27 protein-coding genes and 1 tRNA gene are annotated in these 26,927 nt (G+C 56.4%); 10 read left to right on the plus strand and 18 right to left on the minus strand.

The annotated features are described in order from the left end of the window. Positions 1-154: 154 nt before the first annotated feature. Positions 155-1,270, minus strand: a complete 1,116-nt coding sequence (locus NDI89_RS02875) for a lipid II:glycine glycyltransferase FemX (RefSeq protein ID WP_277520010.1) — start codon at positions 1,268-1,270, stop codon at positions 155-157. A 1,564-nt stretch (positions 1,271-2,834) separates the two neighbouring features. On the opposite strand from NDI89_RS02875, the gene NDI89_RS02880 reads away from it, so the two are divergent. Further along, a complete protein-coding gene (locus NDI89_RS02880; RefSeq protein ID WP_277520011.1) occupies positions 2,835-3,848 on the plus strand; it encodes a tyrosine-type recombinase/integrase in 1,014 nt (337 codons plus the stop codon). 38 nt (positions 3,849-3,886) lie between these two features. On the opposite strand, the gene NDI89_RS02885 is transcribed toward NDI89_RS02880, so the two are convergent. Next, on the minus strand, positions 3,887-4,441 hold the full coding sequence (locus NDI89_RS02885) for a hypothetical protein (protein ID WP_277520012.1): 555 nt from the start codon (positions 4,439-4,441) through the stop codon (positions 3,887-3,889). 541 nt (positions 4,442-4,982) lie between these two features. Between NDI89_RS02885 and NDI89_RS02890 the strand changes: the two genes are divergently transcribed. From NDI89_RS02890 to NDI89_RS02910, 5 genes are all read left to right on the plus strand, one after another. Next, entirely contained in the window at positions 4,983-5,711 is a 729-nt protein-coding gene (locus NDI89_RS02890) for a hypothetical protein (protein ID WP_277520013.1), read from the plus strand. A 231-nt stretch (positions 5,712-5,942) separates the two neighbouring features. Then, positions 5,943-7,610 carry an FG-GAP repeat protein gene (locus tag NDI89_RS02895; RefSeq protein WP_277520014.1) on the plus strand — a complete coding sequence of 556 codons (1,668 nt, stop codon included), beginning with the start codon at positions 5,943-5,945 and terminating at the stop codon, positions 7,608-7,610. 243 nt (positions 7,611-7,853) lie between these two features. Continuing rightward, entirely contained in the window at positions 7,854-9,032 is a 1,179-nt protein-coding gene (locus NDI89_RS02900) for a PH domain-containing protein (RefSeq protein ID WP_277520015.1), read from the plus strand. Positions 9,033-9,212: 180 nt separating this feature from the next. After that, positions 9,213-9,983: a hypothetical protein gene (locus NDI89_RS02905; RefSeq protein WP_277520016.1), complete on the plus strand. Its 771-nt coding sequence runs from the start codon at positions 9,213-9,215 to the stop codon at positions 9,981-9,983. An 81-nt stretch (positions 9,984-10,064) separates the two neighbouring features. Further along, on the plus strand, positions 10,065-10,457 hold the full coding sequence (locus NDI89_RS02910; protein WP_277520017.1) for a ribonuclease HI family protein: 393 nt from the start codon (positions 10,065-10,067) through the stop codon (positions 10,455-10,457). A 56-nt stretch (positions 10,458-10,513) separates the two neighbouring features. On the opposite strand, the gene NDI89_RS02915 is transcribed toward NDI89_RS02910, so the two are convergent. The 12 genes from NDI89_RS02915 to NDI89_RS02970 all read right to left on the minus strand — a co-directional run bounded on the left by NDI89_RS02915 (position 10,514) and on the right by NDI89_RS02970 (position 21,756). Further along, positions 10,514-11,629 carry a hypothetical protein gene (locus tag NDI89_RS02915; RefSeq protein WP_277520018.1) on the minus strand — a complete coding sequence of 372 codons (1,116 nt, stop codon included), beginning with the start codon at positions 11,627-11,629 and terminating at the stop codon, positions 10,514-10,516. A gap of 638 nt (positions 11,630-12,267) precedes the next feature. Beyond that, complete coding sequence (locus NDI89_RS02920; protein ID WP_277520019.1) at positions 12,268-13,014, minus strand: hypothetical protein; 747 nt, start codon at positions 13,012-13,014, stop codon at positions 12,268-12,270. 130 nt (positions 13,015-13,144) lie between these two features. Continuing rightward, positions 13,145-13,633: a hypothetical protein gene (locus NDI89_RS02925; RefSeq protein ID WP_277520020.1), complete on the minus strand. Its 489-nt coding sequence runs from the start codon at positions 13,631-13,633 to the stop codon at positions 13,145-13,147. A 354-nt stretch (positions 13,634-13,987) separates the two neighbouring features. After that, positions 13,988-14,059, minus strand: a tRNA-Ala gene (locus NDI89_RS02930). Between the two features lie 99 nt (positions 14,060-14,158). Then, positions 14,159-14,857, minus strand: coding sequence for a rhomboid family intramembrane serine protease (locus tag NDI89_RS02935; RefSeq protein WP_277520021.1), 699 nt, complete (start codon positions 14,855-14,857; stop codon positions 14,159-14,161). A 212-nt stretch (positions 14,858-15,069) separates the two neighbouring features. Continuing rightward, positions 15,070-15,378, minus strand: coding sequence for a 30S ribosomal protein S10 (gene rpsJ, locus NDI89_RS02940; RefSeq protein ID WP_004215311.1), 309 nt, complete (start codon positions 15,376-15,378; stop codon positions 15,070-15,072). After that, positions 15,379-16,644 carry a translation elongation factor EF-1 subunit alpha gene (gene tuf / locus NDI89_RS02945; protein ID WP_277520022.1) on the minus strand — a complete coding sequence of 422 codons (1,266 nt, stop codon included), beginning with the start codon at positions 16,642-16,644 and terminating at the stop codon, positions 15,379-15,381. Between the two features lie 378 nt (positions 16,645-17,022). Then, positions 17,023-17,970: a homoserine dehydrogenase gene (locus NDI89_RS02950; RefSeq protein ID WP_277520023.1), complete on the minus strand. Its 948-nt coding sequence runs from the start codon at positions 17,968-17,970 to the stop codon at positions 17,023-17,025. Next, on the minus strand, positions 17,970-18,539 hold the full coding sequence (locus NDI89_RS02955) for an amino acid-binding protein (RefSeq protein ID WP_277520024.1): 570 nt from the start codon (positions 18,537-18,539) through the stop codon (positions 17,970-17,972). Before NDI89_RS02955 ends, NDI89_RS02950 begins: the two co-directional genes overlap by 1 nt. A gap of 157 nt (positions 18,540-18,696) precedes the next feature. Continuing rightward, the gene (locus NDI89_RS02960; protein ID WP_277520025.1) at positions 18,697-19,062 is read right to left on the minus strand and encodes a NifU family protein; all 366 of its coding nucleotides are present in this window, start codon (positions 19,060-19,062) and stop codon (positions 18,697-18,699) included. Positions 19,063-19,122: 60 nt separating this feature from the next. After that, positions 19,123-20,613: an LVIVD repeat-containing protein gene (locus NDI89_RS02965; RefSeq protein WP_277520026.1), complete on the minus strand. Its 1,491-nt coding sequence runs from the start codon at positions 20,611-20,613 to the stop codon at positions 19,123-19,125. 165 nt (positions 20,614-20,778) lie between these two features. Further along, on the minus strand, positions 20,779-21,756 hold the full coding sequence (locus NDI89_RS02970; protein WP_277520027.1) for an ROK family protein: 978 nt from the start codon (positions 21,754-21,756) through the stop codon (positions 20,779-20,781). A gap of 140 nt (positions 21,757-21,896) precedes the next feature. Between NDI89_RS02970 and NDI89_RS02975 the strand changes: the two genes are divergently transcribed. Then, positions 21,897-22,328: a hypothetical protein gene (locus NDI89_RS02975; RefSeq protein ID WP_277520028.1), complete on the plus strand. Its 432-nt coding sequence runs from the start codon at positions 21,897-21,899 to the stop codon at positions 22,326-22,328. A 64-nt stretch (positions 22,329-22,392) separates the two neighbouring features. Here the strand turns inward: NDI89_RS02975 and NDI89_RS02980 are convergent, their stop codons facing one another. Beyond that, positions 22,393-22,857 (minus strand): universal stress protein, encoded by a 465-nt coding sequence (locus NDI89_RS02980; RefSeq protein ID WP_277520029.1) that lies wholly within the window; start codon positions 22,855-22,857, stop codon positions 22,393-22,395. A gap of 149 nt (positions 22,858-23,006) precedes the next feature. Next, complete coding sequence (locus NDI89_RS02985) at positions 23,007-23,459, minus strand: universal stress protein (RefSeq protein ID WP_277520030.1); 453 nt, start codon at positions 23,457-23,459, stop codon at positions 23,007-23,009. Positions 23,460-23,562: 103 nt separating this feature from the next. Between NDI89_RS02985 and NDI89_RS02990 the strand changes: the two genes are divergently transcribed. After that, positions 23,563-24,303 (plus strand): SDR family NAD(P)-dependent oxidoreductase, encoded by a 741-nt coding sequence (locus NDI89_RS02990; protein WP_277520031.1) that lies wholly within the window; start codon positions 23,563-23,565, stop codon positions 24,301-24,303. 248 nt (positions 24,304-24,551) lie between these two features. On the opposite strand, the gene NDI89_RS02995 is transcribed toward NDI89_RS02990, so the two are convergent. Then, entirely contained in the window at positions 24,552-24,893 is a 342-nt protein-coding gene (locus NDI89_RS02995) for a hypothetical protein (protein WP_277520032.1), read from the minus strand. A 93-nt stretch (positions 24,894-24,986) separates the two neighbouring features. Here NDI89_RS02995 and NDI89_RS03000 point away from each other — a divergent pair, with 93 nt between their 5' ends. Beyond that, positions 24,987-25,301, plus strand: a complete 315-nt coding sequence (locus tag NDI89_RS03000) for a hypothetical protein (protein WP_277520033.1) — start codon at positions 24,987-24,989, stop codon at positions 25,299-25,301. A 270-nt stretch (positions 25,302-25,571) separates the two neighbouring features. Continuing rightward, the gene (locus tag NDI89_RS03005; RefSeq protein ID WP_277520034.1) at positions 25,572-26,039 is read left to right on the plus strand and encodes a phosphopantetheine adenylyltransferase; all 468 of its coding nucleotides are present in this window, start codon (positions 25,572-25,574) and stop codon (positions 26,037-26,039) included. A 35-nt stretch (positions 26,040-26,074) separates the two neighbouring features. On the opposite strand, the gene NDI89_RS03010 is transcribed toward NDI89_RS03005, so the two are convergent. Continuing rightward, complete coding sequence (locus NDI89_RS03010) at positions 26,075-26,872, minus strand: ZIP family metal transporter (RefSeq protein WP_277520035.1); 798 nt, start codon at positions 26,870-26,872, stop codon at positions 26,075-26,077. Positions 26,873-26,927 lie beyond the last annotated feature (55 nt).

A 26,927-nucleotide genomic window follows, 5' to 3' on the forward strand; every position in this document is an offset into this window, starting at 1 on the left:
TAGAAATCGATAGAAAAATATTTGTCTGCATCTATTGTCACTGGAAAAGTATCAGAAAAAGTATTAGCATCCGATGTTTGGAGCAGTCATTAGCAGTGCGGACGCTGCACCCGCGGTAACCGAGACGAGTTCGGCGGCACCGGTTCGACCCGAATCACGTGTAGTAGGGCCAGTACATTGCCCGTCCGGCCTTTACCAGCGGCCAGAGGGGACTGCATCCCCGTTCCCAGACGAGGACCGGCACGGCCCGACCGCCGAACCCCTCCTTGAATCGGTAGACGCCGTCCTCGAAGTCCGTGGTCGTACTGCCGAAGTCGTACGTGTCGTAGCCGTGGTCGATCCCCCACTGGAAGACGTGGTCGTAGAGGAGCTCCGACGCGTGATCGTCGAAGTACTCCTGCGGGATGGCTGCGAAGAACCCGTGGACCGAATCGCGCTCCTCGTCGAGTAACTCGAGCATCCCGCCCGCGTACTCGCCGTCGATGCGAATCGTCAGCAAGAGGAGCCGCGACGCCATCGGCTGCAGCGCCTCGAAGAACGAGAACGGATACACCTCCCCGCCGACGCGGTCCATGACGCGTTCGTAGGTTCGATGGAATCGCTGCAGGTTCTCTCGCGTGATCTCCTCCTCGACGATCTCGTAGTCGCCGTCCCGCCCGCGTTCGATCCCGCGACGGCGAGTCCGGCTCATGTTCGCCAGGATCTCGTCGTGCCCCGCGGTGAGATCGAGGCGGAACCGACACTCTCGCCGATACGGCTCGTACCCGCGCGACTGAAGGAAATCGTTGTATCGGAGGTAACTCGTGTCCAGCCCGCGGATCTGATGGACGATCGTTCTCCCCCGGCAGAGCGTCGGGACGGCCTGAACGATGCGCTCGAGCGCATCGCTCGTGTCCGTCGGGACCACCGGCCCGCCGAACCCGGGATAGAGCGACGAGAGGCGATCGAACGGCGTCTTCTCGATCTCCACCACGAAGTTCGGCATCCCCCCGATCGCGTTCCCGTCCTTGGTGACCACCAGGTGCTTCGGGGTGTAGCCCAGCCCCGTCTCGATCGCCTCGAGCCACTCGTAACGGTGGAACGCGCTGCCGCGACTCGAGCGCTCGACGATCCCGTTCCATCGGTCCTTCCGCAGGTCCTGAATCGAATCGACCACGTCCACCTCGAGATCCGATCCCCCGTTTCTCACCGATCGGCCGACCCGATTCGAGAACAGCGACCCGATCCGATGGACGCTCGAGCGACCGGAGCCGCCGGTCTTCTGTGCCATTGCCCGCGAATAATAGCGGGGGCCTATTTGGTAGTCCGTCCATTCCGTCCCGGTACCGTGACGGTAACAGCTTCTCAGTCTGCCGGCCCCACGGACGCTCTGACCGTACAATCCTCGGAGATAAGACGTACAAAGCCGCGAACATACCGCTACTTCACTGGCACGGCGGGAGCGATCATTGCGGGACTAAACGGGTAACTATCCCAATCGGCTCTCTTTTTAATATAGAATTTTGATTATTTTCTAGAACTAATATTAACTATTTGTATGAAGTCCGTTAGGTGGCCTGTTTATTTGATCACAGTTCAAAAGAACGAGTGGCGGGGGAGAACTGATTCAGCCACGACTGAAGGAATCTGTCCGACCCGAGACATTCGGATCCTCGCCACAGCTGAGATCGTTCCAGCGTGAAGTCGACCGCCGTACTGTCGAACACCCTGGTCTCAGACCCACCCTCGTGACATACCACCTGAGGATGGGAAGTCTAACGCTGGCCATCCGCCAGCGTTCTCGAGAAGCCAAACCTGCAAGAGCTATTTCCATCAGTTTGTTGCTAGCCAGTAGGGTAGTTGTCGGTCGACGATACTGATTCCGTCAGTGTTTTTGTTCCGTTCAAGTTTTGAAATCGCTTTTTCGACTTCCTCTTGAGTTGCTTCTTCCATCCACGATCACTCTACTAACCGATAGTAAGCGTAAATACCGTAAAACGACCTCAGCGTGTTCAGACTGAGAAAATCAGTCACCCACTCTAGATCAACCGTATACTGAACTCTGCAGTTCCTTTCTGGTAGTGCGTCGGTCACTGATATGTCGGATTTCTCGGAGCAAGGGGTGGAATATAATTTCCGCATATTGTTCCGGAAAGTGCGTGATTTATTGGAGAGGAGAACGTAGATCGAAACGGGGCTGGCAAGAAATCACCACCACCACCACCTACCTGCCAGCTCACACTTCTGCTGAAAGACACGAACACTGTTAGTCCGATCAACGACGATTTCGGATTCGACTTCGAACGTCACTGCCCTCGTCGCAATCGTTTCGGCGATGTCTTGACGCTGTTCGCGAGTGAGACCGTCGTCCTCGGTTGCCTCGGTCGTCTTCTCTTCGGCTCAAACAGCTCGCCGATTCCGAGACGGTTTTCGGCGCTCACTCCGACCACCCCTATCCTTTCGAGAAATCACCGAACGGCGGCGATCGAGTGGTAAATCCGCTACTATTCGATTTCGCGGCCCTGGTTTATTCTATCAATAGAAAATTACAACGCCCGACAGACGCAGTTGCGACTCCTCTTTTAGCGCCCGCCGAGAGATAGGGCCACTGAGACGGACTCGCCGGGAGTCACGCGAGAGAAGCGAAAGAAGTGGACTCGCCGGGATAGAGACCCGAGGCCAGACGTTCCGGGCATGCGGCGCGAAGCGCCGTACCGGGGCTGCGACTGGCGTGCTGCCGGCTCTCCGCCTGCGCGGAGAAGCCGGCAACCGGGGCCTCAAGGAAATTGTTGCGACTCCGACTCGGTCGCCACGCCATCTCACCCTCGCTGTGTCTAACGCGATTCGTGATCACAATGGAGCACGATCTCGAACCCCTTGCACCCGAAACAGCAGTAGAACAGTATATCGAATCGCGAAAACTCGACGCAACACAGTCCACTATTCGGAACCTTCGGTACCGACTTAAGCGGTTCCTCGAGTGGGCGGACGAGACCGACTTTGACGATATGAATCAAATGTCGGGCCGGGAGGCAGAACACTTCAAGAACTGGCGGGTGAACAATGACGGAATTAACGCGGTGACGCTGGAACAGCACTTGCGGACATTCCGGCTATTCATCCGGTGGTGTGAGTCTAATGATGCCGTCGAATCGGGCGTTGCCGACAAGATCATCATTCCCCAACTCTCTGACGAGGAGAAGGCGCGAGATGTCCATATTGAAGCAGAACAGGCTGAGGAGATTATCGACTACCTCTCTCAGTTCGAGTACGCATCAATGCGCCACATTATTTTTCATATCCTGTGGCATACGGGGATGAGAAGGAGCAGTCTCCACTCATTGGACGTTGAGGACTGGTATCCCGATTCAGGTACACTGACGGTAAAGAACCGAGAGGGGACTCCCCTCAAACTCGGAGACAACGGCGAACGTCACATCAACATCGTTGATGCTGACCTCGTTAATGCACTCAGTGATTATATCAAGAAGAATCGGCCCGACGTTGAAGATGAGTACGGGCGGAAGCCATTGATCGCCACGCAACACGGCCGTGCACATATCAATACTATCCAGAGCCATGTCTACCGTGTCACTCGGCCGTGTTACTATTCCAATGACTGTCCACACGGGGAAGTGATCGAAGACTGCGAGGCGACTTCCCGTGATAATTTCTCTAAATGTCCTTCATCAATATCACCACATCCAGTTCGTCGAGGAGCAATCACTGCACATCTAAATCGGGATGTTCCGGTTGAAATCGCTTCTGAACGGATGAATGTCTCCATTGAGACACTTGAATTACATTATGATGCCCGAAGTAAAGAGGAAAAACGAAAGAATCGTAAAAGCCACCTATCTAATATTTAGGGTTTAGAGCCACTCAAAACATGGTATAGAGGACTCAATCATGAATCCTCTCGGATTTCTTCCGGGTTATATGGATTCAATATCCCACTTTGAACAGCCTCAATACCTATTCCAATCGCGACGAGAATAGATAGGAGGGCTACTATTATTGACCATGATTCGTAACTGAACCCAAAGAATACACCTGTGCTGTTGATGCTTGCTACCGACGAAGCAACAGCATTGATAGCAGATATTGCTACTAAGCCAAGAGTAAGATATCCAATTATCCGGTTGACATTGTTTTGCCGCTTTGATCTTTGAGTCTCTGCCCTTGTCTGCTGCTGACGTTGTTTCCAATCATGCACCACACTGAACCCTTTTCCAGTGATGATGTAGTGATCTGATTGAGGTATTTCTACTAATCCTGTATCTCTCAAAAATGACATAGCCTCGTTAAATTCGTCTACCTCCAAATCGGTTTCGGAGTAGGCTGGATTATTTGGATCAACTGCGAGTGAGCCCTGAATAGGAAGATCAATTGTCGCGATTTGACTCTCGTATAGCGCGAGTAGCACCTTTAGCCAATCAGGTGGGGTCAATTCTTCGGTCACATGATGTTCTCTATCTCTTAATCATATCCGTTGTTCGATTTGCTGGAATTCGAACATCTGGAGAAGGAGACAGACCATCATTGCCCCCCAACACCTTTTAGTGAAGAAAGGATTCGTAAAGAACATGCAATTTGACCAGGAAACTACTGAAGATTCGTTCCTAACTGATCGCGTACCCCCCGAAGAACGTGAAAGTCATTTCTTTGTCTGCATTCGTACTGGGACATACTCGAAGTGGAATAGCCAGGAGTTTAGAACTGAAGAAAAGGAATACAAGCATCACCTTCTAGTAATTGAGACGGATATGGCCACAGGTGATGTCTGTTCTGGCCCGAGAAGTGTTTGTAGTCATTTTGATTATTCAAGAGGGATGGAGGTTGAACCATTACAGGACGCTCTAAAGAGCGAACCAACGACCCAAGAGCAGATTTGTGGCCACTGTTGGAAGCGTTTACCGGAAGAGTCGCGAGAGGAATTGACTAATCGATCGTAGCGGATTAGATAGATAGGACTATCTAGTATCCCGATAGAAACGATCGCTATGGTTGATCGCAATCTTACTACTATAGATGGATATCCTTCTGAGGGGAGGGCTACAAGGGCGATATTACGATTTGCTAAGAACTTGTCCGAGAGATCTACGCGAAGTGAACGACGGGGGATAATCTTTGGCAAGAAACCCCTTCAGCCTGAGGAAGTTGATATAGGATTTAAGCCAGAAGCCTTCACACGCCATAATCTTGTACGGCCTTTGCTTAATGCGGCCGGACTTGAATATCAGCCTGAACCGAGAGGAGGGGAACAACAAGAGACGTATCCTGATTTTCTTATTACGAATACAGATGTAGAGATCATAGGCGAAGTAAAACCAGTAAACCGAATTTTCGAAGGGAAAGAACAACTTCGCTCATATCTTAGTACTGGTGCATTTGACGCATCATATGGCATTCTAACTGACGGAATAGAGTGGCGAATCTACACCTCTGTTGGCACGCATGATTTCTCGGGAGTTAGTCAAGCCTCAAATTCAGTATCTCTTCGTGACACGCTGAAGTCATTAGCCTATGAAGAAGAACTTATTCAGATGGACCCAGGGAGAGCCACTCGAGCAAGAGAGTTAAATAAAATAGATGAGTTTCTCCACACATTTCACAAAGAACGACTCAATACATGGATTCTCTATCAACTTCCAGAAGACGAGAAACGAGCCTTCTTAGATGAAACAGGTGGAAGTCAATTCGCACTTGATGATTTTAGCGTTGGGGAATGAAATAGCCGCATAAAGTCAGTTCCTATTGAACTGGGTCTATTGTGAGTGGAGCGCTTTCATCAACCCTGTTCAGCAGTTCCGCCTTAGCGTCATTTCGGCCTAAGACTAACGTAGCCCACCGTCTCCCTATGTATAGAAAGTGATGCTCGAGATCGCTGTTTTGTGTAAACAATGTGTTTCCACCCATAAATTTCATCCATACTAAATGTCCAGATATGATATTGCAGATATATGGGGTACGACGATATTTCGGAACGGATTGATAGTAGTCTGAACACTGGGCGCCGCCCATTCTTGAGCGGAATTATGACAGCACTATTCGTCAATGGTGGATTATCAGTTATTACTGACAAAGTTGGCGCTACATCACAAGCAGGAAATGAAAATTGGCCTCAGCAAGTAAAACTCATCGCTGACGACGGGGAAAGCGGCGATGCCTTCGGTAATTCAGTCGCGCTGGATGGAAATACCATTCTTATAGGTGCTCCTGGTCACGGGTCAGCATATATCTTCAGTTATGCAAACGGAAGTTGGACTCAGCAAGCAGAACTCACTACTGGTGACATTAACGGTGACTTCTTTGGCTATTCTGTAGCACTGGATGGCGACACCGCGCTCATCGGGGCTTCACGTGATGGAGAACCGAATGGACGGCGTGCTGGATCAGCCTATATTTTCACTCATTCCGGGGGAGACTGGAACCAGCAAGCGAAATTAGTCCCTAATGACGGGGATAGTCGTGATTGGTTCGGGCAAAGAGTAGCATTGGAGAATGACACTGCCGTTATCGGAGCCCCTCACGATGAGGACCCAAACGGTGATCTCAGTGGATCAGCATATATATTCACTCGATCCAATGGTAACTGGAGTCAGCAAACAAAACTCACCCCAAATGATGGTGATCAGGACGATATTTTCGGTAGTTCAGTAGCGATAGACGGAAATACCGTCCTTATCGGGGCTCAAGGCAACGAGAACCCAAACGGAGACAGTGCTGGATCAGCATATGTGTTCATTCGTTCTAATGGGGATTGGATTCAAGAAGAGAAATTAGTTGCTGATGATGGAGACAGTATAGACTTGTTTGGCTATTCTGTAGCGTTAGATAGTGAAACAGCACTCATTGGGGCCGAAGGTGATGAAGATCCTAATGGAGTCAGGGCAGGATCGGCATATGTATTTACTCGCTCTTCTGGGAACTGGTCTCAGCAAGCAAAACTCAGCGCTGACGATGGGGATGCAGATGACTCCTTTGGTTGGGCGGTAGCCTTAGAGGGGGATATTGGTCTCATTGGAGCCCGCGACGACGACGATCCAAACGGAGAGAGTGCTGGGTCAGCGTACATATTCACTCGCTCGGATGGACAATGGTCTCAGGAGACAAAACTCGCCGCAAATGATGGCGACAGTATTGATCAATTCGGTGCATCAGTAGCAACGAATGGAAGGACTGCTATCATAGGGGCTACCGGTGACGAGGATCCACTTGGGTACTATGCTGGTTCTGCGTATGTGTTTGGCCAGAATCGAATTCAAATCGAGATCGAGATTAAGCCAGATAGTGACCAAAATATTATTAATAAAAATAGTAAAGGACTCCTACCTGTTGCTGTCCTTCAAACAGATGATTTTGACCCGACAAAATACCTTGATGAGAGTTCAGTAAGGTTCGGTAATGCTGAGAACGTCTCGGTATCTAATAGTGAAGGGGCAAGCCCTGCCCATAAGAATGGTCATATAGAAGATGTGAATAACGATGGGAGAAACGATTTCCTGTTCCATTTTCCAATAGAGAAGATCGATGTTGGAGAGGGAACTTTTAAGGGGAAACTGGTAGCGAAGAGGACTGACGGTACTCCACTGGTTGGAACAGAAACCGCAGAAGTACTATCGGAATAAGAGATCTCCTTCCGGCCGAGGCTACCGCTGAATCGAGGAGAAATTTATATCAAACTGAATCTCATCTGAGTTGCTCAATCTTTCCATGGAAGGAGAGGTTCGATTTCTATCGAACTGACCCCTGTTCTGAAAGTGAACTTACTCCACTGTTCTGACTGACAATCTCACGCTAAATCATATTACGGCATATAGAGAATAGATAATTTCAGAAGATACTATATTACTGCCGTCTGATAGCATCCTATGGATAACAGTAAGGGCGACTCCAAGGGACTTATAAGTAAACTCCATGATTTGATAACAAAAAAGCAGGATGAAGCACAAAAAGAATTCAAGAAAGGGATTGAACAGGGGAAGGAAAACGTAGAAGCGACCAAAGAAAAGGAAGGTCATAATCGAAAGAGGACTACATCGAAATATTCTGAAGACGATCTTCTCAGTAACGATGATTATCTCCATGATATGATGTTTAAAGAAAATATATCTGATTCCGATATCGAATATATTTTCTTCAATAAAAAGAAGGGGATCAAAGCCGAAGGTAATAGCATTCAGCCGGATCAGGACTTTCTTACTATAATAGCGTTCACTGAGAGCCAAATTATTGCAGTCGTTGGAAAAGAGACAGGTGATTCCAAGATATCTATTTCATATCCTGATATATCTGATGTATCAGTAAGAACTAAACTTACAGAGAGGAGATTTCAAGTGAAAAATGAGGATCAATCATGCACCCTCTATATTTCTCGAAAATCCACAAATAACGATGAATTTGTGAATGCGACTCAGTACCTCTACAATTCAACTACTGTTCCCCTGCCTGATCATCTTGAAGCAATAGGTCGACCAGACATTGATCTTGACTGTAAACCACAGGGAGACTACGTTACAGAAAAGCGGGTAGAGAAGATCCAAGATCTTCTTGATGAGGGTGAGAAAATTCATTTCCTGCTTGCTGGAAGGGACTTAGATGTGGAAGGAAGCGGTGCCGGGGAAACAAAATATGGAGTTAACAGAAATCGACGATCAACTTCTCTTAGTTATATTTATACAGCAATCACCGATAAGCGAATTGCGATCAAGATACCGGGGTATATAACTGGAAATGATGAGCGGTCTATTCCCTTTGATAGTATCACAAGTGTTGATCTCGACGTAGGGATGGTAACCAAACGGTTGTCTCTCCAGACTCCTGGCCAAACGTATCATATAGCGATTCTCCAGCCCGGAAAGAGAGAATGCAGAAGTGCTTCTCAGTTTATCCGGGATAGAATCACTAAAGACACCGAAGACGCAGTTTCTACAGAAGACCAGAAGGACAATTTAGATAAAATAGATAAACTACATGAACTCTATGAGCAGGGAGTACTATCGGAAGATGAATACAGAGAAAAGAAGGAAGATCTTCTCAACGATGTTTAAGTATCTATAGTAGCCGCATAGGGATCGATGACGTCTAAACAGAGGTAGTTAGGTATTTGGAGCCCGTTTCAACTCGCCGTAATTCGACTCTCTCTAACGTAGAGTTGATAAAAGATTCCCTCAGACGAAACCACAATAGAGTACCAGAATATTATTTATTAGTACAACTGAACTTCGCATGTGCCAGCAACCGACGAAATCTCAGATCTACTCCGACTTGACGCGGACCAACTTCACGAAACAGCGAAGAAGGGGTTATGGGTCTCCCTCTTTACAGGAATATTCGGTTTAGTACTTACCAGACTTTCTCTATTGATTTTGGTAACAACTGCTCTTTCAATCGGGGGAGACGAATCAGCATTACTCTCGTGGGTTGCCTCAAAAAGTATCATGCTAACCGCCACAGTAATCTTAATTGTCCCGCTGGTACGCGGTCTCCGGTGGATCTCTGAGCGCCTCAATCGGTCGTCAACTTATGCTTGGGCTTTCTTGGATCCAATATTTGCTCTTCTCTGGATCGCTATTGGAATCGTCGGTGTCGAAATTGCTGCATCCTCTCTTGAAGCCCAGCCGAATATCGATTCCCCACTTGGTCTAGTTTTCATCTGGGGAATTTACTTCGTCTTCGCTGGCGTTGGGACTGCATCAGCAATGGCATGGTTGTTTGCTGGGACCACTATCGTTGTATATTTTAAGCATCTTCAGGTTTCCTCTATAATCTATAAGTTCACCAACGCTATTGACCTATTCTGGAGTTTGATATATTATCCAAAACTCTGGTATTGGTATGCAGAAATAAACCATACCACATTAAGCGGAGCAGCACTCAAACTACTTCGTCAGGCTGGTAGTGAAATAAAAGCCGAGTTAGAGAGAGCACAATCAATTAAAAATGAAAAACGGTCCGAGACGAAAAGCGACGATTCTTCTGAGCCCATAGGAGAGTCTTGACTACAGATCCGAATCATACCGAATCCAACAGTCTATTCAGGAAATCGAAAACTACATTCATGAACACTTACCACAAGGATTATGGCAGCATCTATACAGTTCGATGGAGCATGCCGTAATAATCCAGGACCGGCTGGAATCGGGTACTATATTGAGATTGGATCTGAGGAAATAGAAGGGAAAGAGTATATTGGGGAATGTACTAATAATGAAGCAGAATATAAAGCGTTAATCGCAAGTCTCGAGCATGCTGTTGAACTTGAGTGTGCAGATGTTGTGATCGAGGGCGATGCAGAACTCGTTGTGAAACAAGTTACTGGTGACTATAGTGTGAACGCTGAGAATCTTCAGCCACTTCATGAGAAGGTCATGGAACTTAAACAAGAATTTGAGTCGTTCCATATCTACCATCAAGTGAGAGAGCAAAATGAACGCGCAGATTCTCTCGCTAATGCTGCTCTCGATGAGGATTAGAACCCTGAAGTTTGTATTTTCAGAGTAGATTCTTCGCCAATGCTATCTGAAGCAGATTACGTTGGTCGAATATCTGAAATCTCATCAAGAGACGGCTTATCATCATCATCCCAAACTGTGTATGAACTCCTCCGGAACGCATTGCCATTCCAAGCATCAACCGTCGAGGAATGCAACAGTTCGTCCTGAGCCATTTCATCAACCGGTGGAAGGTGGGGGAGTTGCGTCAAGACGTAAGTGGCACCCTGGCTTTCCGCAGGCGTATCCGACATCCGTGGAATCATGTCATCTTCGTTTCCCCGAACGGAAATTGTACCGTCTTTTGGTGAGTTGCCACGCATATCGTCAGGAGCGTAGGGACACTCCCCTACGAATTTCTCCACAACTGGGGAGAACCGTTTACGAGACACGTCGCCATCACAGTAAACGTAGATATGGAGATGGGGAGTTGCTCGTTTCTCTGTTCCAGCGAGTACAGCAAAATACTCCCATTCACTTGCCGTGAGAGGAGCATCAGCACTCCTCTGCAGCCGGTAGCGGAGTTGTTCGAAGGTTGGATTGATCGCATCATGAAGTCCACTGAGAAGCGTCAGACGCCCTCTGTCGCCAGGGGAAACCCGAAGTGAAAGGAGAACCGTCGTTGGATTATCATAATTGCGGAGTAATTGTCTGTCCATCTCTTTCCCTATACGATATTGACGGTTGGCTCGCCAATTTCGTGTCTTCTTGAAGCCGTTTTTCTCAGCAGAGACGTTTTCTCCATGTCGGGCCTCCACGTAGGATTTCACTGCTTCACGCGCTGATTTTGGCCCTTGCGTTTCCTCGTCCAAGTAACGGCGAGGCTTACTCACTCTTTCAGCAGAATCGGCTATTGGCTCATAGAGACGGTAGTGATCTTCGACAGAATCATCAAGCGGTTCTGGATTACAACCATCGGCCTGAGTAGTAGGCCGCTGCTCGAAGGAATTACTGTTCTGGTGGACCGCAAGTTTAGCACTTGGACCAACGTAGTCTGCTTTGAGAGTGCGGTCTTTCCTAAATAGACTTTCTCGGTCCTCCAAACAACCGAGGAGCGTGTTGACTTTAGAGGAGTCTTTGATCCTCTCGCTGTATTTGTTGGTTATTGATTTGGTCTTGCTTCCAAATATATCTAATATCGAATTTGCGGACATGGCGACTTCAGCCGCCAAACGGTGAAATCAGATGGCGGCTGTCCTACCGTGAGGTAGGAAACGCAGAGTATGGTTCACCCACTGAGAGACAGTCTCAGGAGGTAGTACCCTGCGCCAACTTATATTATTGTTTGAATTACCATCACTTAAAAGTTCCGTCCATTGGGATTTGAGGGACACCTTTCACGTGATATTCAATCCCATAGAGCCTAAGTGCAGCAAGAAATTCCGATATGGGTCACCCAGGCTCGTATTCAATATAGAGTTCTCACCCAATTAACGTATTTGACGGTCGTACAAGAAGACCAAATACGTAGATAAGAAGAGCCATTTGCGAATTTTGATGACAAAATTTTCACCGTCGACTTGTGCAGAAGTATTGATATTACGTTTTGTAGTAATAAAAAAGACTGGCAGAACCCTCTGGAACCGAATTGATGTGAACTGAATCTCCCTATCCAACTCTGCCAAAATCAAGGGAGTCTGTCAGCAGCCGATGTTAACAATATAGCGCGAATGTACCACGCGGCTTCTATCAAACTCGAGGTAATTCGGTAATTGCCGCGATGAATACAGAGGATGCAACCAGTAGATCATTGAACCGCAGTTCCAGGGAGAGTTGCGGCGAGAGTGATTAGTCAAAGCCGCTCCTGTCGCGCATCCATCCGCTCGTGAGTCTCCTTCGCCAGATCGATTACCATATTGACGAATGCCTCCAGTGAGTCATCCACCACTGTGTTCAGAAAACCCTCGGTTTCGAAGGCGTCCTCGGTCTCCTCAATTGGAATGTTGAGCGCTTCTTCGATAGATGTCGGGTATCCAGCCTCAAGCGACTCGTCGCTGAACCGGGAGCGAAGCCGCTCGGCTACTTGCTCATCAATATCCACGTTCCTGTCTGTCTTAGCGAATTCGCCGAAGTCGAACCCCGAGAACAGGGCTTCCAAGTCGTCCATATCGTAGTCGCCGTCGTAATCCTCAATGGCATGGCCTTGGACGCGCTTGATGAAGTCGAGCGCGTTCGTGTTCAAGGATTTCTCGGAGAGTGAGGCGAGACCAGTTGTGTAGGCGGCAATGACAGCGAGTTCGACTCGGGCCTCATCGTCGACTCGCTTCCGATCGTCATTGGCGTGCCTCATCATCTCCTCGTCGAGACCATTAAGGAGTTCGTGGAGGGTGTCGTGGTTCACGCCATCTCGGTAAGCGGTGGCCTTCCGCGCGGCCTGTTGGAGGTTAGAGAGGTACCCCTTGGCTTCGCCGTACCACTCTCGCGCTTCCTTTTTCTGTTGGTGGCGTCGTCTGACGTATTCGCCGGTGACGACGCCGACGAGAGCGGTTATGCTACCGTAGATAAGCGGATTCGTCGTAATCGCGCTTATTACTCCCACTTTGGCAGATTGACGTCTTCATCCCAAGTAAACATTCGGTTTCACCTTAACTATCAAAATATGTAAAATAAGATCCAGTTGTTCGACTCAGTATGAACTGAAACTACCGACAGATCAGACTTTGACTATGTTAGAAATTGGCGTTGATAGCGTACCTAACGTTGTTTATCAACACTTCTCTTAAGGGTATGATGGTACAGTGTTCAAGGGTTTGTTTCAGCCTCTTACGGTACTCTTCCTTTCTCGGATCATAATCCTTGTATTCCCAACAAATTATAAAATCGCATCTTTTTGGGTTATGACCATGGTATATGAAATTCTTAAATTGATATTCAAATTCTATCAACACATACTCATCATTGAGGATTGCTTTTCCGTCTGGAAAATCTTCTGAAATGTGAGTGACGTCGTCAAAACGAAGATAGGGATGTACCATCCAGAATAATTTGATAACGCCACTCTCATCACCTGGAGCCTCTATTTGAGAGTTTGAGAATATCTTTCGTAGTTTCTCACCTTCTCGTTCGAAATCCGTTATCTCTGTTTGTTCTGTGTTTTTATATAATCCAAATATCTCTTCCTCTTTTTCAGACGGTATTGTTGGGATTCTCCAGACCACAGGGATGGTACTCTACAGAGGACAATAATTACCTATTATATTTGTATGAAATTAGAATGCGAAGAACGTCTTGAGTCATATTAACGTTTGTCAGTCAGGGCCAACTCAGGCTGAGCCCGACGCAATCGATCCCACGATGGCCGTACAAATGAGGAAAATACTTAATTGGCTGTCACACGTCCTTCAAGACGAATCGCACAATACAGTCGGGGCTGAGTCCCCTACAGGTTCGATTGTGACCAGGGGAGGTATACGACGCGGAGTCAAATGGGTCCTCGTCAAGACTCGAGGACTCTTAAAGAAAACTCGGAAGGCGGCCGCTGTGCTGTCCTTTCGAGCGAAGCGAGAAAGGAGTGGACTCGCCGGGATTTGAACCCGGGGCCTCTTCCTTGCGAAGGAAGCGATCTACCACTGATCTACGAGCCCTCGCACGTTCCTAACCCGGGTTTCTATTTGTAGCTTGTGTTTCGGGGACGGATCGGCACACCGCACCACGGTGTGGACTCGAGCCGAGCCCCACCGAAGTCACCGAGCAGACCTGCCGGGTTCCGACTCCGAACCGACGGCGAGCGCTCGAGCCCGCCCGGCGACTGCCCCGACCAGGAAGCCGGTGAAGTGGGCGATCAGCGCGACGCCGGGCGAAGCGGTCGCGGACGTGACCGCGATCGCGAGGCCGACGAAGAGGAGGATCGACAGCCAGTCGGGGAGGTCGACGACCGAAGCGAGCCCGCTCGAGAGTCGATTCGACGCGACGAGATAGCCCAGCAGGGCGAAGACGGCACCGCTGGCACCGAGGACGCCCGGCGTCGGCGCGACGGGGACGAGCGGGATCGCCGCGAGCACGCCCGTGAGGACGATCTGGGCGATCCCGGCGATCGCACCGGTGATCGCGAAGAAGGCGTGAAACCGAAGGCGGGTCGTGGCTCGCGCCACAGGCCAGCCGAAGACGATCAGCGCGAGCGTGTTCGAGAGGAGGTGCCCCAGTCCGTTGTGGGCGTAGACGCTCGTGACGATCGTCCACGGGTCGCTCGTCAGCGGCGGTGCGAGGACGAAGAATGTGCCCATCACGCCCGCGAACATCGCGAGTCCCTGTACAACGAACACGACGGCGAAGACGAAGAGCAGCTCGAGAATCGGGCTGCTCGAGCCGGGCTCAGACCCGTCCTCTCGCCCGGAATCGGACCGCAGGTACGTCTCCGGCTGTGATCGCGAGCGCCCTGCCATACGGGTAGCTGTGACGGCGAGGGACAAAAGTCCCGGCACCGTCTGGAGCCGGTGGGAAGTTGCCGAGGGTGGGAGGACGATCGGAGCCGCGACTCCGGACTCTCGGTTGTGCCTCGAGCGCCACGGCTATCACTGGGGAACGGGACTCGAAGACTACAAAAACGATCAGTAGCTCGGATACCGGTCGCGGTCGAGCCGGCCTCGATGAGCGATTAGTCTTCGAGGACGATCTCGATCGAGACGTCGTTCGGTACCTGAATGCGCATGAGCTGGCGGAGTGCGCGTTCGTCGGCGTCCAGATCGATCAGGCGCTTGTGGACGCGCATCTCCCAGTGCTCCCACGTCGCGGTGCCCTCGCCGTCAGGCGATTTCCGGGTCGGGACCTCGAGGGTCTTCGTCGGCAGCGGGATCGGACCGCTGAGGTTGACGCCGGTGTTGTTCGCGATCTCGCGGACGTCGTCGCAGATGTCGTCGAGGTCGTCTGGACTCGTGCCCGCGAGTCGAACGCGTGCCTGCTGCATTTATTGTTTCTCGTGAACTTCGAGGACCTTTCCGGCGGCGATGGTCTGACCCATGTCGCGGATGGCGAAGCTCCCGAGTTCGGGGATCTCGCTCGACGGCTCGATGCTGAGGGGCTTTTGCGGTCGGATGGTGACCACGGCAGCGTCACCCGACTGGATGAAGTCGGGGTTCTCCTCGGCGACCTCGCCGCTCGAGGGGTCCATCTTCTTGTCGATGGACTCGATCGTACAGGCGACCTGTGCGGTGTGGGCGTGGAAGACCGGCGTGTAACCGGCCGTGATCACGCTGGGGTGTTGCATGACGACGATCTGAGCCTGGAACGTCTCGGCGACGCTCGGCGGGTCGTCGGCGGGGCCACAGACGTCACCGCGTCGGATGTCGTCCTTGCCGATGCCGCGGACGTTGAATCCGACGTTGTCACCGGGCTCCGCTTTGGGCACCTCTTCGTGGTGCATCTCGATCGTCTTGACCTCGCCGCCCACGTCGCTGGGCTGGAAGGAGACGTTGTCGCCGGTGTTCAGGAGACCGGTCTCGATACGTCCGACGGGGACGGTACCGATACCGGAGATGGTGTAGACGTCCTGAATCGGGAGTCGGAGCGGCGCGTCCGTCGGCGGCTCCGGCTCCGGCAGGTTGTTCAGGGCCTCGAGCAGGATTTCGCCGTCGTACCACGGCGTGTTGTCGGACTCCTCGGCGATGTTGTCGCCTTCGAACGCCGAGATCGGGATGAACGAGGCGTCGTCGGTGTTGAACTGGACCTGCTGGAGCAGCTTGTTGACTTCCTCGACGACCTCGTCGTACGTCGACTCCTTGTAGTCGACGATGTCCATCTTATTGATGCCGATGATGAGCTCGTCGATACCGAGGGTTCGAGCCAGGAAGACGTGCTCCTGGGTCTGGGGCGCGACACCGTCGTCGGCTGCGACGACGAGGACGGCGTTGTCCGCCTGGGATGCGCCCGTGATCATGTTCTTCACGAAGTCACGGTGGCCGGGACAGTCGACGATGGTGAAGTCGTACTTGTCCGTCGAGAACTCCTGGTGGGCGATGTCGATGGTGACACCGCGCTCTCGCTCTTCGGCGAGGTTGTCCATGACGTAGGCGAACTCGAAGCCGCCCTTGCCCTTCTCCTCCGCTTCTTCGCGGTGCTGTTCGATGACGTGCTCGGGTACGCTCCCCGTCTCGTAGAGGAGTCGTCCCACGAGCGTACTCTTGCCGTGGTCAACGTGACCGATGATGGCCAGGTTCTGGTGTTGGTCGCTCATTGTTGTAGCTCACGCGCTGAGGCGCTTATATCGGTCCCTTTGGCTCGTTGCGGTTAAAACCATTTCGAAAGCGTATTCAGCCGATCCCGACGCCCGCTTGCGGTTTGGCTAGGATTACCACGGCACGGTCGGTCGATCGAGCGGGAAGATCGGGCCCGAGACCCTCCCGGGACCGCCTGAGCGAGTCGTAGCTCCGGACGTTCGCGGTCGACTGCTCGGGCGACACGCCGTCAGGCAGTCTCCCCGACGACATCTCGGTCGGTCGTCGGCAACCGGATCGACCCGCGAATCCGTCGGGTACGTACCGAACGGACGTGGTACGACGAGCGGTACTCAAAACGAGACAGGACGATCTTCAGTAGCGAGAGTCGAGGCGGGTTACAACGGCGGCAGTCGACCGACGTCGGAGAGGACTGCCGTCGCCGTCTCCGGCCCGCCGGCACCGCGGCCGCTCGAGTGGAGCGAGCCGGCGTGTCGCGTTTCGATCTGGACGATGTTGCGGGTCCCGGTGACGGCGAGCGCGCCGTTCTCGGGGACGAGCCGCGGACCGACGCGGACGCCGTCGCGGGTCGCCTCGCCGATGAGCCGAATGGTGCGGCCGTCTTCGGCGGCGAGATCGAGCGCGCTCCCGGGGATGTCCTGAATGCCCTCGACCGTCGCGTCCTCGAGAGCGAAGCCGCCGTCGGCCAGCACGTTCGCGAGGATGACGAACTTGAGCGCGGCGTCGGTGCCGTCGACGTCGAACGTCGGATCGGCCTCGGCGACGCCGAGGTCCTGCGCCTCGGCGAGAACGTGCTCGTAGTCGAGTCCCTCGGCGGCCATCCGGGTGAGGATGAAGTTCGCGGTCCCGTTGAGCACGCCCCGCACCGCGGTGACCGCCTGTGGCGTGCAGTCCTCGACCGTCGAGAGCACCGGGATCGCGCCGCCCACCGTCGCCTCGAACCGAATCGAACCCGCGTGCTCGTCCTCGAGCGCGCGCAGTTCCTCGTAGCGTTCGGCGACCGGCCCCTTGTTCGCGAGCACGACGTGGCGGTCGGCCTCGAGCGCACGTTTCACGTGCGTGAAGCCGGGTTCGGCGTCGCCGAGCGTCGTCGGCGTCGCTTCGACCAGGACGTCGTACTCCGTCTCGAAGACGTCCTCGGGGTCGCTGGAACCGACGGCCTCGCCGCCGGCCTTGCGCTCGAGAACGGATTCGACGGCGATTCCGGCCGGATCGACCGCAGCGCCGCTCGAGTCGGCGAGCGCGACGACGTCGTGGCCGTATTCGCCCGCGAGGTCGGCCACCGAGCGGCCGACATCACCGGCACCGAGAATTGCGAGTTTCATCAGGCGTCACCTCCGAGCAGCGGTTCGACGACGGTCAGTTCCTTGTCCGTTCCGATCGAGCGGATCGCGGCGAGCGCCTCCTCGGACCGGCCGGAGTCGATCGCGAGTCGGGCGCGGGCGCTCGAGATGCCGCCGGTCCCCTCGGGCGCGGCGAGCGAGAGGTCGAGCACGACGGCGTCGGCCTCGTCCTCGATCCGCGAGAGCGTGTTCGAGAGGTCGGTCTCGACGAGGTGACCGACGAGTACGACGTTGATCTCCTCGCCGTAGTGCTCCGCGCCGGCCTGAATGACGTTGACGCCGGCACCGCGGAGGCCCTCGACGACGTCGTCGAACCGGTCGGGGGGACACTCCAGGTCGACCTCGACGGGAATGTGGCCGCGCGGCGTGATGTTCCCGCGTTCGTGGTGGATACTCAACAGGTTGCCGCCGTTGTCGGCGATCGGGGCGAGCGCGCGAAGCAACTCCCCGGGTTCGTCGACGAGCTCGAGTCGGACGGTATAGGCCCGGAGCCCGCCGTCGGTCTCGGCGTCGGGCTCGTCCTCGTCGCCGGAGTCGGGCGCGTCACCCATCGCCGGCACCTCCCGCCTGCAGGCGTCTACTCGTCGTCATGATATGCGATGTCCGTAGTGGGCGCCTAAAAGGATATAGGACTTCCCAAAACTCTCCAACCCTGTCAACGAGGACCAAACGATGGGGGCCGGCCGACCCGGCGGCAGCCGCGCGGATTTAGAGATGGTCCTTCCCCGGATTCGACGATCCCCAGTCGCCGCGGCCGCCTTCAGTTCGATCGACGCCCATGATCGATTCGGGCTGGTCGGGGCCGCCGAGGCTGTCGCGCGCGTCGGGCACGCGAACGGTGACCTCGTCGATCTCGGGCCACGTGATGAGTTCGGCCTCGATGTTGCCGGTCGTCACGTCGCTGACCGAACAGCCCTTGCAGCCGCCGCCGAGTTCGATGATGACCTCGCCGGTCTCGGGATCGGCCGACCGTACCGCGCTGGTCCCGCCGTGCATCTGGATGATCGGCATCTCCCGTGCCATGAACTGCTCGACGCGTTCCTTCAGGGACGGCTCGCCCTCGGAGTCAGTCATGAGTCGTGCTAGGAACTCGAACGGTGAATAAGTTCGGTCGCACGGCCGAAAACCGTCGAATTAATCCTGAACGTTTCCGCTGCGGCGGCGCAGCCACTCGAGCGCGACCCCGCCGCCGACGACCCCTGCGAGACCGGTGAATCCGGAGATCGAATCCCCGTCGCCGCTGGATCCGTCCCCCGCGGTTTCGTTTCCGCCGGTATCGTCGCCATCGGCGGGTCCGTCGCTGGCGTTGGATTCGTTTCCGTTGTCCGTCTCGTCTCCATCCGTCGTCCAGCTGGCGGGATCCTGAAGCGACGGCGGGTCGGCCTGCTCGCCCGCTTCGATCGGGAAGGTGTAGAGCGCCCCCTCGAGCGACGTGTTCGGAATCGCCTCGGTACTGCTCGCGACGAACGTTTCACCGGGCTCGGCGACGCGTGCCGTCCAGAACCCCGTCTTCTCGGGGTCGCGCCACCAGGCGATCTGCTCGGGTGAGGCGGGATCCGAGACGTCGTGGATCTTCACGCCCGCGCGATACCACGACGAGTAGAGGTGCTCGTCGCGGAACTCGAAGTTGTGCGACGTCGTCCACGCCCCGGCGCCGTGAGTCTCGTCGGTCGTTCGCGGCGGGTCGATCGATCCGCGTCGAACCGGGTCTTCGGGATCGCTCACGTCGTAAAGGTCGATTCCACCGGGTCGGTCGGGGTCTTCCCCGTCGACCGCCCAGGCCTCCCGTCCGACCGCCATGAGGTCGCCGGCGTCATCGACCGCCGCGTAGTGATCGTTTCCGGGCAACCCGTAGACGGCCGCCTCCCAGTCGTCGATCTCGCGTTGTTCCTCGAGCGTGGTTTCCGCGACGTGGGAGACGTATTCCGGGGCAGTCGGGTCGCTGACGTCGATGAGATAGGTCCCGGCGTTCCAGTGGGCGAGGTAGGCGATGCCGTCGTGAACGGTCACGTCGTGGAGGTAGCGGTAGAACCAGTCGACGTCGCTCCAGCCGGGTGCGTACTCGACCAGCGACCAGTCGCCGACCCGGGCGATCTCCTCGCCGCCGACATCGTAGATCGCGAGGGGATTTTCCTCCGGCGTGTTCGCGACGACGTACAGCGACTCGCCGTCGAGATAGCAGTTGTGGATGTGGTAGCCGGTCTCGAAGCCACCGATCGAGACGGGGTCTGCGGGATCGCTGACGTCGTAGCAGCGAAACCCCATCGGTCCGACGCCGGGGTTGGCCGGCCCGGCGACGACCAGTCGGTCCCCGTCGACGGTCGCGTCGAGAATCTCGGAGAGGACGTCGTCCTCGAGTTCGATGTCGCGTTCCTCGGCGAGCAGCGTCGGCTCGGCGGGATCGCTCACGTCGACGGACGCGAAGCCGGTAGTCGCCGCGACGTATGCGATCCGGCCGTCGTCACCGACGACGGCTTCCGCGGCACCGGTGATCGGGACTCTCCCGAGCGGTTCGTACGTCCCCTGGGCGGTCGCGCCACTCGATCCGGACGCCGCGGCCGCGCCCGGCAGTGACAGGGAGACGCCAGTTACACCGCTCGCTCGAAGGAACGCTCTCCGCTCCATAGAGATAGCAGGAGGCGTGCAGGTACATAGAGGTAGTCACTCGCCTCGGAACTCGCGACCGGAGTCGGGACGCACCCGAACCGGAACGCGACCGGGATCGGGTCGCGGACACGGGATATCTCGCCCGGCGATCGGCGCTCGCTCGATGCCGGACCGGCGAGCGGTTCAGCCCCGCAGTCGGCGTCGATCTCCGGTCCCGTCGGTCAGGGCGCTCGCCAGCGCGCCCTCGACGACGACGTCGTCGCCGAGGTCGGTGACGCGGATCTCGGGGACGTTCGTCATCACCATCTCCGCGACCCGCTCGCGAACGGGGTCGACGACGAGCTCCTCGTTGTGGAGCGCGACGGCCCCGCCGAAGGAGACGACGATCGGTGCGAACGAGTGGATCACGTTGGTCACGCCGATCGCGTTCCAGTGGGCGAGCTGTTCGATCGCGTAATCCGCCAGTTCGTCCTCGCCCGCGAGATCGAACACGTCTTTCGCCGTGAAATCGGGCCCCTCGAGCGGGAGCTCCGTCGTGATCGTCGGGTCGTCCTCGGCGAGTAATCGGACGTAGTCAGGGATGGCGTTGCCGGAGCAGTACGCCTCCCAGTGGCCCTCGCGGCCGCAGCCGCAGGTCAGCCGGCCGCGGGGATCGACGACGCAGTGGCCCACTTCACCGGCGTTGCCGTCCCAGCCGTGCATTATTTCGCCGTCACAGCAGACGCCGGCACCGATCCCCGAAGAAATCGTGATGTAGACCATATCGTCGGGGTTCCGATCGGCGTGAAACCGCTCGCCGATCACGCCGGCGATCGTGTCGTTGTGGAGGTAGACGTCGTCGCTGCCGATCAGTTTCGAGACGGGGCCGGTCAGCGGGATCCGATCGATCGAGTCGGGAAGGTTCGCCGGATCGATCACGGCCCCTTCGGCGAGATCGAACGGCCCGATCGAGCCGATTCCCGCGGCGGTGATTCCCTTCGGATCGATTCCGGCGTCGCCACACGCTTCGCGGAGCGTTCGGAGCACCCCTTCCGTCACGTGGATACCCGTCGGCCCGCGCGGCGTGGATCGGCGACTCACACCGATCGCCGTCCCGTCGGCCTCGGCGACGATGGCCCGAACGTTGGTCGCGCCGAGATCGACGCCCGCGTAGTAAGCCATTGCTATGCTAGGGACGACCGTCGTCGTACTTAACTACCCAGATTATACTCACGGACGAGTAGCAATCTCGATGCATTGCGGGCGCGGTAGCCGGCGGTCTCGGCGACACACGTATGCCATTCCATGGCATAGTTTAGCGCATGGCCATCGACGATACGCCCCTCGATCCCGACGGCGAGTCGGAGTCAGTGCCGGCGCTTTCCGACACGGAGTGCGAAGCGCTCCACGAAGTCGAGCTGGGCCTCGAGTGGGTCCAGCGCGCCCAGGGGAGCCTGCTCGAGTTTCATCACGCGACCGGTCACGGGATGGACCACCTCTACCGCGCCAAAGAACTGCTCAGGGCGACCGGTCACGACGACCTCGCGGACGCGATTCGAACCGAACTCCTCCCCCAGGGGGTCGTCGACGAGGACCGCTGGTCCTACGACGTCCTCGAGAACTTTCAGGACGGCCTACTGGCCGAAACGCGGTCGCTCGAGCGACGCGTTCGCCGGGACCTGGCCGACGGCGAGCGTCACGTCCGGGAGCGACGGCAGGAGCGGGAGTGGAAGCACCGCGCTGACGAATCGTAGACGGACGCACGGAGACGGAGAGAGGGAAAAAGCGGACGGAGAGGGTCGCGCGGCGTCGCGTTCGTTACTCCATCACGTCGAGGTCGCGGAAGTACGTGACCGGACAGGGGGCCTGCAGGATAATTTCCTGCGAGACCGAGCCGAGAACCGCTTTTTCCGCCGGCGAGCGCCGGCGGCCGCCGACGACCATGCGATCCGCGCCGACGTCGATGGCCATGTCGACGACTTTGGTGCTGACCTCGCCGAGCGCGCCCTTGATCTCGTACTCGACGCCGGCCTCCTCGAAGCGTTCGGCGAGTTCCGGGACCGGTGCGCGTTCGGCGGCGACCTCATCGGGGTCGACGTCGTCGACGCGCGCGTCGAAGCCGAGGTCGTCGTGGACGTCCTCGTACTCGTCTTCAGTGAAGGCGTGTCCGATCACGACTTTGGCACCGAGGGGGTCGGCGATCTCGAGAACGGTTTCAGCGAGTTCCGGCGCGCGCACTGAGTCCATCGGTCCGACTGCGAGAAGTACCGTATCGATTGCCATACCGTCACAGTGGTGGGGCCATCCGCTTAAGTATTCTCGTCGTTGCAGTATTGCGGAAACGGCCGGCAGTCGCCGCGGTGTGGTCGCCATCGCAGCGACGGGGGCGACCGATTGATCTGCGTGGTGACAGTATCGGACGATTCGGTCAGTCAGTCGTGGCGGACGAACGTGACGGGACAGGGGGCCGACAGCAAGACCTCCTGTGCCGTCGAACCGAAGACGGCCTTGCCGGTCGGCGATCGGCGGCGGCCACCGACGACGACCCGGTCCGCCCCGGTGCTCGTCGCCAGATCGACGATCGAGGGCCCGTGTTCGCCGACGGCACCCCGGACCTCGTAGTCGACGTCGTGCTCGTCGAGGATCGCCTGCAAGTCCTGAATCGTCGAGTGCCGGCCCGCGACCGCGTCCGGATCGATCTCGTCGACCGTTCTGTCGAACTCGAGTCGGTCGAGCACCTCGCCGTACTCGTCGTCGGTGAAGACGTGTGCGAGAACGACGGTCGCATCGGCGGGTTTCGCTACCTCGAGGACCGCTTCGGCCAGCTGTTCGCTTCGATCGGCATCGCCCGGTCCGACGGCGAGCAGGACAGTTTTCAGCGTCATAGCGTAACTATTGACTCGGGATCCTGTAAATCCACGTCTTCGAAACAATCAACGGTGTTTTAGTTCCGGATGGTTTTTGCGTACAGTCGACCAGAGGAGACGCATGGAGGAACCAGACCTCTCGGGACGGACGGTGCTCGTCACGGGGAGCGCGACGGGCGTCGGCCGCGAACTCCTGCTGGCGACGGCCGACTGCGGCGCGCGGACGGCGGTTCACTACCACACGAGCGCCGACGCCGCCCGCGACGCGGCCGAGGACGCCCGCGAGCGCGGTGCCGAAGCGACGATGACGGTTCAAGGCGACGTCACCGACCCCGAGAGCGTCGACGGCCTCTTTGCGGCCGTCGAATCCGAACTCGGGACGGTCGACGTCCTGGTCAACAACGTCGGCGACTTCGCCCCCGCCCACTGGGCGGATATCGAGTTCGACACCTGGAATCGGGTCCTCGAGACCAACCTCAACGGGACCGCCCTCTGTTCGAAGCGGGCACTGCCGGCGATGCGGGAACGCGAGTACGGCCGGATCGTGAATATCGGGTACGCCTCGAGCGGGCAGGGACTCGTCAGCCCGAAGAACTTCCCCTACTTCGTCGCGAAGGCGGGCGTGTTGATGTTCACGCGCATGCTCGCGGCGGACACGCAGGACGACGGGATCACGGTCAACGCGATCTCCCCGTACGTCGTCGAGAACTCCGACGAGTTCCCCGAGGAGCTGCCGCGGGGCCGGCCGGCGAGCTTCGACGACCTGATCGCGCCGCTGTACTTCTTCGTCGATCCGGACAGCGAGTACGTCAGCGGCGAGAATATCGAGGTCGACGGCGGCTGGTTGCCCGAGCGAGTATAGGCGGCTCCGCTACGGTCTGCTGAGCCGCGGCGCGACGCGCCGCGGGGCGTTTTTGGTCCAGATTTTTGCAAGGAGCGGGTCTCGAGCGGTGCGCGACGCACCGCGAGGGCCCCCGACGCAGTAAAAAGGTGGGTGCAGAATATCGAGGTCGACGGCGGCTGGCTGCCCGAGCAGGTATAACAGGCCGCGGCCACGAACTCTCGAGCCGCAGCGCGATGTGAATTTTCCCCTATGGACTCCGCTAACTGCTACTCGTCGCCGACGTTGTTGAGCGCGCTGTTCAACTCGAAGAGTTCTCGGATGACGTTGCTGTCTGCGACCCGGTACCGACGTGGAGACGTGTTCGGAACCTCCTCGATGAGTTCGACCTCGAGCAGAAGGTCGGTGTAGTTGCCGACAGTTTGGCGTGTGACGCCGGCGTGCTCTGCGAGTTCAGTTTTGTTGAACTCGCGGTTCGGCGGAAGATCGAGTAACGCATCGACGAGGATCGGGATGGCGTCGTGCTGCGTGAGGTAGAGCCACCCGCTGGGGTGCTCTCTGCGGAGTTCCTTCTTCTCCTCGCGGTCAGCCGCGTGATCCATGCTACTCATACAGAGAAAGACAAGCTGTGCGTGTATAAGTATTTCCACTACCGTTAACGGCCATTAACAGCATTTATTTGGCGTCGACTTTGTTCTTCGATTATGGAGAAGCCGTCGGTGAAATGCTCCCTGTTGGCAACGATGATAGCGAAACACAAGTGGGGCACACCGATCACGGAGGAAGCGCTCCTCGATCTCTCAGCGATTAACGGCGATTACCCCACTGCGCGCGAAGTCTACGCCGACCTTCGCAGTGAGCCGTATATCATTTACCGCGGGAACCGCGGTATCAAACTCGACAAGAGCAACTTCGACAAACTCGCCGACGTCCTCTACCACGACTGTGGCTGGGAGGGTTGGGAAATCGACAGTCGACTGAAACATTACGAAGGCATCGAGGACCACGACTGGGCGTAATTACGAGTTTCGGTCTGATTACCGAGGAGTGGTATACATCGAGGTCGACGGCAGTTGGTCGCCCGAACGAGTGTGACGGATCGACGACGTTTGGCCGCACCTTTTCCTGCCATCGGCCCCTGCGATCGGTATGGTTCTCCCGGTCGCGATGGGGTGGCGCCACCTGCTCTTCGCCAACTGATCCGTCGCTGGAAACGAGGCGGTCGGACCGAGGTGTGAAGCACGAAATCTCACACCACGCTTAACAGAGTCCTCGCCCTCGAGTCGCGTATGCGAATCGCAGTCGCCGGCACGTTCGGGCCGCTCCACGACGGGCATCGCACCCTGGTCGAACACGCGCTTCGGTTCGGCGAGGACGGCGTCGTCGTCGCGCTGACCAGTGACGAACTGGCAGTCGAGACGCGCCACGAGCCGCGCCCCGTTCCGTCGCTCGAGGAGCGGATGCAGGCGATGACTGACATGATCGCGGACCTCGACGAGTGGGATCGCGACGTCGAACTCCGCACCCTCGAGACCGAGTACGGCATCGCGACCGACGAGCCGTCGATCGACGCGCTGGTCGTCTCCCCGGAGACGGCCCCCGAACTCGAGGCGATCAACGACCGGCGGCGCGAACGGGGGTTCGGGCCGCTGTCCGGAATCGTCGCCCCCTACGTTTACGCCGACGACGGCGAGCGGATTTCCTCGACGCGGATCGTGAAGGGCGAGATCGACGAGCACGGGCGCGTGCTCGAGTAGGGACCAAAGCACCGCGGCCGCGATCGGCGGATCGACTAGACGAACGTCAGCGGCACCATAACGAGAATCCCGACGACGATACCGCCCGCGAGCTCGGGCTTGCCGCCGTTCGGTAACCGCTCCCCGATGTCCAGCGCCTCGGGGACGAACTCCGTGAGCACGAGGTAGATCATCGCGCCGGCGGCGAAGCCGAAGCCGTAGGGCAGGAACTCGCGGGCGTAGCGGACGAAGCCGAACGCGAGGACCGCCCCGATCGGCTGGGGGAGACTCGAGAAGACGGCCCACCAGACCAGTTTCCAGTTGGCGACGTCCATCGAGCGCAGTGGGATCGAGATCGCGGTCCCCTCCGGAATGTTGTGAATCGAGATCGCGATCGTCATGAAGATCGCCAGCACCGGGACGGTAAAGCCGAGGAACTGGGTCCCGCCCTCGAGCCCGAGGTCCGCAAAGGAGACGCCGATCGCCACGCCCTCGGGGAAGCTGTGGACGGTCAGGATGCCGAGGATGAGGACGAGCTTCTTGAAATCGGCCGCCTCGTACTGCTTCGGATCGATATCGGAGTCCATCAGCACGTCGTGAGCGACGACCACGAGCGCGACGCCGGCCGCCATGCCGACCGCGATCTCGAGGGGCGTCCCCTCGGCCAGCCCCTCATCGATGAGACCGAACGTCGACGCCGAAATCATGATACCCGAGGACAACCCCCAGAGAATCACGTTTCGCCGGTCGCTGATCCCCTCGAAGAAGAAAAACGGGAGCGCGCCGATCCCCGTCGCCAGCGCCGTGATCAGGCCGGCGACGAACACTAACAGGAGGTTCTCCAGCAGCGCCATCTACTGACGTATCGAACTGCGCGTATAAATCGACGACGAAAGCGGACGTTGCGCG

The organism is Natrinema salsiterrestre, assembly GCF_029502005.1.
In the GTDB taxonomy this organism is placed as follows: domain Archaea; phylum Halobacteriota; class Halobacteria; order Halobacteriales; family Natrialbaceae; genus Natrinema; species Natrinema salsiterrestre.